General features: G+C 38.7%; 4 protein-coding genes and 1 pseudogene. All 5 read left to right on the top strand.

Annotation, left to right across the window (positions count from 1 at the left end):
- A partial coding sequence (locus AC1DDX_RS23275; RefSeq protein WP_477622673.1) for a LacI family DNA-binding transcriptional regulator occupies positions 1–830 on the top strand: 830 nt, incomplete at its 5' end.
- 23 nt (positions 831–853) lie between these two features.
- On the top strand, positions 854–2,047 hold the full coding sequence (locus AC1DDX_RS23270; protein WP_172663792.1) for a glycoside hydrolase family 88 protein: 1,194 nt from the start codon (positions 854–856) through the stop codon (positions 2,045–2,047).
- A gap of 24 nt (positions 2,048–2,071) precedes the next feature.
- The gene (kduI, locus tag AC1DDX_RS23265) at positions 2,072–2,914 is read left to right on the top strand and encodes a 5-dehydro-4-deoxy-D-glucuronate isomerase (protein WP_172663791.1); all 843 of its coding nucleotides are present in this window, start codon (positions 2,072–2,074) and stop codon (positions 2,912–2,914) included.
- 10 nt (positions 2,915–2,924) lie between these two features.
- Positions 2,925–4,064 (top strand): DUF4861 family protein, encoded by a 1,140-nt coding sequence (locus tag AC1DDX_RS23260; protein WP_337715157.1) that lies wholly within the window; start codon positions 2,925–2,927, stop codon positions 4,062–4,064.
- Between the two features lie 79 nt (positions 4,065–4,143).
- Positions 4,144–4,902: pseudogene (locus tag AC1DDX_RS23255) on the top strand (SDR family oxidoreductase); the annotation flags it as partial.
- Between the last annotated feature and the right edge of the window lie 94 nt (positions 4,903–4,996).

The following is a 4,996-nucleotide window of genomic DNA, read 5'->3' as shown; positions in this document are numbered from 1 at the left end:
CCATTGGACTTATTGTGCCGAGGATTTCAATGTTTTTTCACGCAGAGGTTATTACCACTATTCAGAATGGTTTACAGAAGTATGGATATAATCTGATCATATGCCAGTCTAATGACTCATTAGATATGGAAAAGGAACTAACAGAGATACTTTTGTCCTCAAGAGTTGATGGTTTAATTGCAGCATGTACGTTGGGTACCACAGATTTTAGCCATTTCGATAAGTTTTTGCAAAATGGTACACCAGTAGTTTTTTACGATCGCGTACCTTTAAATGAACAAAAAGCAACCATAATAAAAGGTGATGATTTTAGAGGAGGATACATCGCAACTTCACACCTCATTGAAACTGGCTGTAAAAAGATTGCTCATATTTCGGGGCCTTTAACTTCAAATTTATATCAGGACCGATCGGCGGGGTTTGTAAAAGCGATGGAACAACATAAGCTTTCTGTAAATGAAAACTGGGTGTTTCATCAGGAATTGACACATGCCAATGCGAGAGAAGCGATGCGAAAAATGTTTGACGGGGATGTTGTGCCTAACGGTTTATTTACCGACAATGATACAAGTGCAATAGCAGCTCTTGAATTTGCGAGAGAAAAGGGAATTGATGTGCCTGGCGAATTAAAAATTATAGGTTACTCAAATGACCCCAGAACATCAATAATTACTCCTGCGATAACTACAGTAGAGCAGTTTCCTGACGAGGTGGGTAAAAAGATAGTTGAAGCCTTAATAAATTCTTTGAAGAATAATACCAATATAACTGATGAAAGAACAGTACCAATAACGATACCTGTTCAGTTAATTAGAAGAATGACAACCTAAAAACTAAATATTAAATAACATTGATGATGAGAAAACTATTTGTTGTAATCTGTTTTTTACTGATAAATAATGGCATGCTAAGCGCCCAAAGTAAGGACGGAAAAATGAGCCAATTGATTGATGAGCAATTTAAATTTGCTGATCAGCAATACAAGGTGCTTGCCAAAAATGTACCTGCAGATGTAATGCCTAAAACCTATTACGAAAACACAGGTAAAGTAGAAACAAGTGATACCAAATGGTGGTGTAGTGGTTTTTTTCCTGGTACGCTGCTTTATATCTATGAGTATACAAAAGATGCTGACATTCTAAAGGAGGCTAAAGGACGTCTTTCTATTTTAGAAAAGGAAAAGCATTATACAGGTAATCACGATCTGGGTTTTATGATGTATTGCAGTTTTGGTAATGCTTACCGAATCCTGAAAGATCCGTCGTATAAAAAGACAATAGATACAGCCGCAGAATCTTTGTCAACACGCTTCCATCCCGAGGCCGGTGTGATCCAATCCTGGAATTCCAGCAAAAAAATGGCTGGTCCTGTTATTATAGATAACATGATGAACCTTGAGTTGTTAAGCTGGGTAAGTGACCATGGAGGTGATAAAAAGTACAAAGAGATTGCAGTTAGACATGCAAATTCCACCATTAAAAATCATTTCAGACCAGATTTTAGTTCCTATCATGTTATTGATTATGACATGAAAACAGGTAAAATTTTACAAAAAATAACCGCGCAGGGAGCTGCAGATTCATCTGCATGGAGCAGGGGACAGGCTTGGGGCTTATATGGTTACACCATGATGTATCGTTTTACTAAAAACAAACAATATTTAAATCAGGCAAAAAATATTGCCAAATTTATGTTAAATGATCGCAATATGCCTGCAGACATGATTCCTTACTGGGATTATGATGCTCCGGGAATACCAAATGCGCTTCGTGATGCCTCTGCGGGTGCGGTTATGGCTTCGGCATTATTGGAGCTCGCTCAGTATTCAGATAAAAAGGAAGGTAAACAATATGTGAGCGCCGCTGAAACAGCATTAAAAACGTTAGCCTCTGATGCTTATCGTGCAAAATTGGGTGAGAATGGGGGATTTCTGTTAAAACATAGCGTAGGTTCAATACCTCATAAATCCGAAGTTGATGTCCCGTTGACCTATGCAGATTACTATTTTTTAGAGGCATTACATCGCTATAAAAACTGGTATTTATAAAAATATTAATAAAAAAGATAAAACATGCAAACACATTTTGAAAGCCGATACGCTCTTAGTCCAAATGAAACAAAGCAAATGGTCACCGCGGATCTGCGTAAAAATTTTTTAATCCCCGAGATATTCGAGGCCGACCATATACATTTTACTTTGTCTCATTACGATCGCTATATAGCGGGAGGAATAATGCCCGTAAATGAAACTATACAACTTTCAAATCCTGATAGTTTAAAAGCTGAATACTTTTTAGAAAGAAGAGAGCTAGGGATTATTAACGTAGGTGGTAAAGGTACTGTTGTGGCCGACGGAGTTAATTATGATCTGGATTTTAAAGAAGCGCTTTATATTGGTAAGGAGACTAGAAATGTAACATTTGCATCTGCCGATAAAAAGAAGCCTGCAAAATTTTATATTAATTCTGCACCGGCCCATCATAAATATCCAAGTAAAAAGGTTTCAAAAGCTGAGGCAGAAATTGTTGAGCTCGGAAGTCCTGAAACAGCAAATCACCGCGTTATAAATAAACTATTGGTGAATAGTGTTTTGCCTACTTGTCAATTACAAATGGGTATGACTGAGTTAAAGAGTGGAAGCGTTTGGAACACTATGCCTGCACATACTCATGACCGTAGGATGGAGGTTTATTTTTACTTTGAAGTACCGCAAGGACAAAGTGTTTGCCATTTTATGGGCGAACCACAGGAAACCAGACACATCTGGATGCAAAATGAGCAGGCCGTGATTTCGCCTAACTGGTCTATACACTCAGGAGCGGGTACAAGTAATTATACGTTTATCTGGGGTATGGCAGGTGAAAATCTTGACTATGGAGATATGGATCATTGTGCAATTAATGAGCTTAAATAATAAAGAGATTATGAGAAAAGTATTTGCTTTATTATTGTTACTGCCCGGAGCATCGTTCTTTGTACAGGCACAAACCAATGTGGTGAAAACAACCATTATAGTGAGTAATTCATCTGATATAGCGCGGGTAGGTGAGGTATTGTCTATTAACTGGGCTACCATTATCACAAAATATCCCGGTATTGATACTGCGAATTTCAAAGTATTAGATGCAGCTACCAAAAAAGAAATTCCTTTTCAGTTGGAACACAAAGGAGAAGTAGCTATACAGAATTTACTGGTACAAATTAACGTTAAAGCAAAAGGGACTGCTAAACTCCTAATAGTCGCAGGCAAACCTGCTGCTATAACTAAAAAGACATATGGTCGCTATGTCCCTGAACGCTATGATGACTTTGCGTGGGAGAACGATAAAGTTGCTAACCGCATGTACGGTAAAGCATTAGAAACTAGAAAGGACAATGCCTTTGGAATAGACATTTGGGTTAAAAGATCAAGTAAGCTGGTAATTAATGATTGGTACAAAACTGGTGATTACCATACAGATCATGGTGATGGAATGGATTATTATAGTGTAGGATTAACTTTAGGGGCAGGTGATATTGCTCCTTATGTTAATGACTCAGTTTACTATTCTAAAAATTATCATAACTGGAAGGTATTGGATAATGGGCCTTTGCGTACCTCATTTCAGTTAGGTTATGATGAGTGGGATGTGGCAGGTAAACCGGTAAAAGTAGTAAAAACAATATCTCTGGATGCAGGCTCTCACTTTAACCGTATACAAGCTGATTACACTTATTCAGACGGAGCGGATCTTCCTGCGGTAATAGGGATAGTTAAAAGAGCTGAGCCAGGGGTTATCCTAATGGATGAAAAACAAGGCATAATGGGTTACTGGGAGCCAGAGCATGGTGCAGATGGAATTACCGGGGTAGCAACGATTATTCCAGGTGGAAAGGTAAAAATGAATACCGATAAGGTTCATTTGCTAACCCATACTTTGGTTAAAGGCAAAGAGCCGGTTGTTTACTATAATGGCTCTGCATGGAGTAAGGGAAATGAAATTACTACTGCAAATGAATGGTTTAAACATCTGGACACTTTTAATCAGAAATTAAATCAACCGTTGAAGGTTAATGTTCAATAATAAATGATGTTTTAAAAAAGCACTAATCGTCATCTCTCCTGGCGCCGAGATGACGAGGTACTCTCTTAACAAAGAAAAAATGGCGATACTTGATTTATTTAATTTAAAAGGAAAAACGGCTTTAGTTACAGGGTGCAAAAGAGGTATAGGTAAGGCTATGGCAGAGGCCCTTGCAGAGGCAGGAGCCGACATTATTGGCGTATCCGCCAATTTAGAGCTATCAGGAAGTGATGTAGAAAAATCTATAACCTCGCTTGGCAGGAAATTCTACGCATATCAATGCGRTTTTAGCAATCGCAATTCACTTAAACTATTTATTGATCAGGTAAAAAGAGATCACCCGATAATAGATATTCTTGTAAATAATGCAGGAACAATTTTAAGAAAACCTATATCCGAACATCCTGATGAGTATTGGGATGAAGTGGTCGCCGTAAATCAATCAGCTCCTTTTATCCTTACCAGGGAAATTGGAAAAGAAATGGTTTTGCGTGGACAAGGAAAGGTAATTTTTACAGCTTCTCTGCTAACGTTTCAAGGTGGCATTACCGTGCCTGGTTATGCAGCCAGTAAAGGGGCAATTGGCCAGTTAACAAAAGCTTTTGCTAATGAATGGGCAGCTAAAGGGGTAAATGTAAATGCAATAGCACCCGGATATATTTCAACCGATAATACAACTGCACTGAGAGCTGATGAGAACCGTAGTCGCTCTATTATGGAGCGTATTCCTGCAGGGCGATGGGGTGAACCAGAAGATTTTAAAGGTCCAATAGTTTTTCTGGCTACAGAGGCCTCATCTTATATGCACGGCACCGTGATGACAGTAGATGGGGGATGGAAACCAGAAGATTTTAAAGGTCCAATAGTTTTTCTGGCTACAGAGGCCTCATCTTATATGCACGGCACCGTGATGACAGTAGATGGGGGATGGA

The organism is Pedobacter sp. 10L46_2, from assembly GCF_056395165.1.
This window is presented reverse-complemented; position numbering and strand designations above follow the sequence as displayed.

What these genes read in the sequence shown, in the direction of transcription:
- kduI (WP_172663791.1), top strand. Translation starts at nt 2,072, where the DNA reads ATGCAAACACATTTTGAAAGCCGATACGCTCTTAGTCCAAATGAAACA.
- AC1DDX_RS23260 (WP_337715157.1), top strand. Translation starts at nt 2,925, where the DNA reads ATGAGAAAAGTATTTGCTTTATTATTGTTACTGCCCGGAGCATCGTTC.
- AC1DDX_RS23270 (WP_172663792.1), top strand. Translation starts at nt 854, where the DNA reads ATGATGAGAAAACTATTTGTTGTAATCTGTTTTTTACTGATAAATAAT.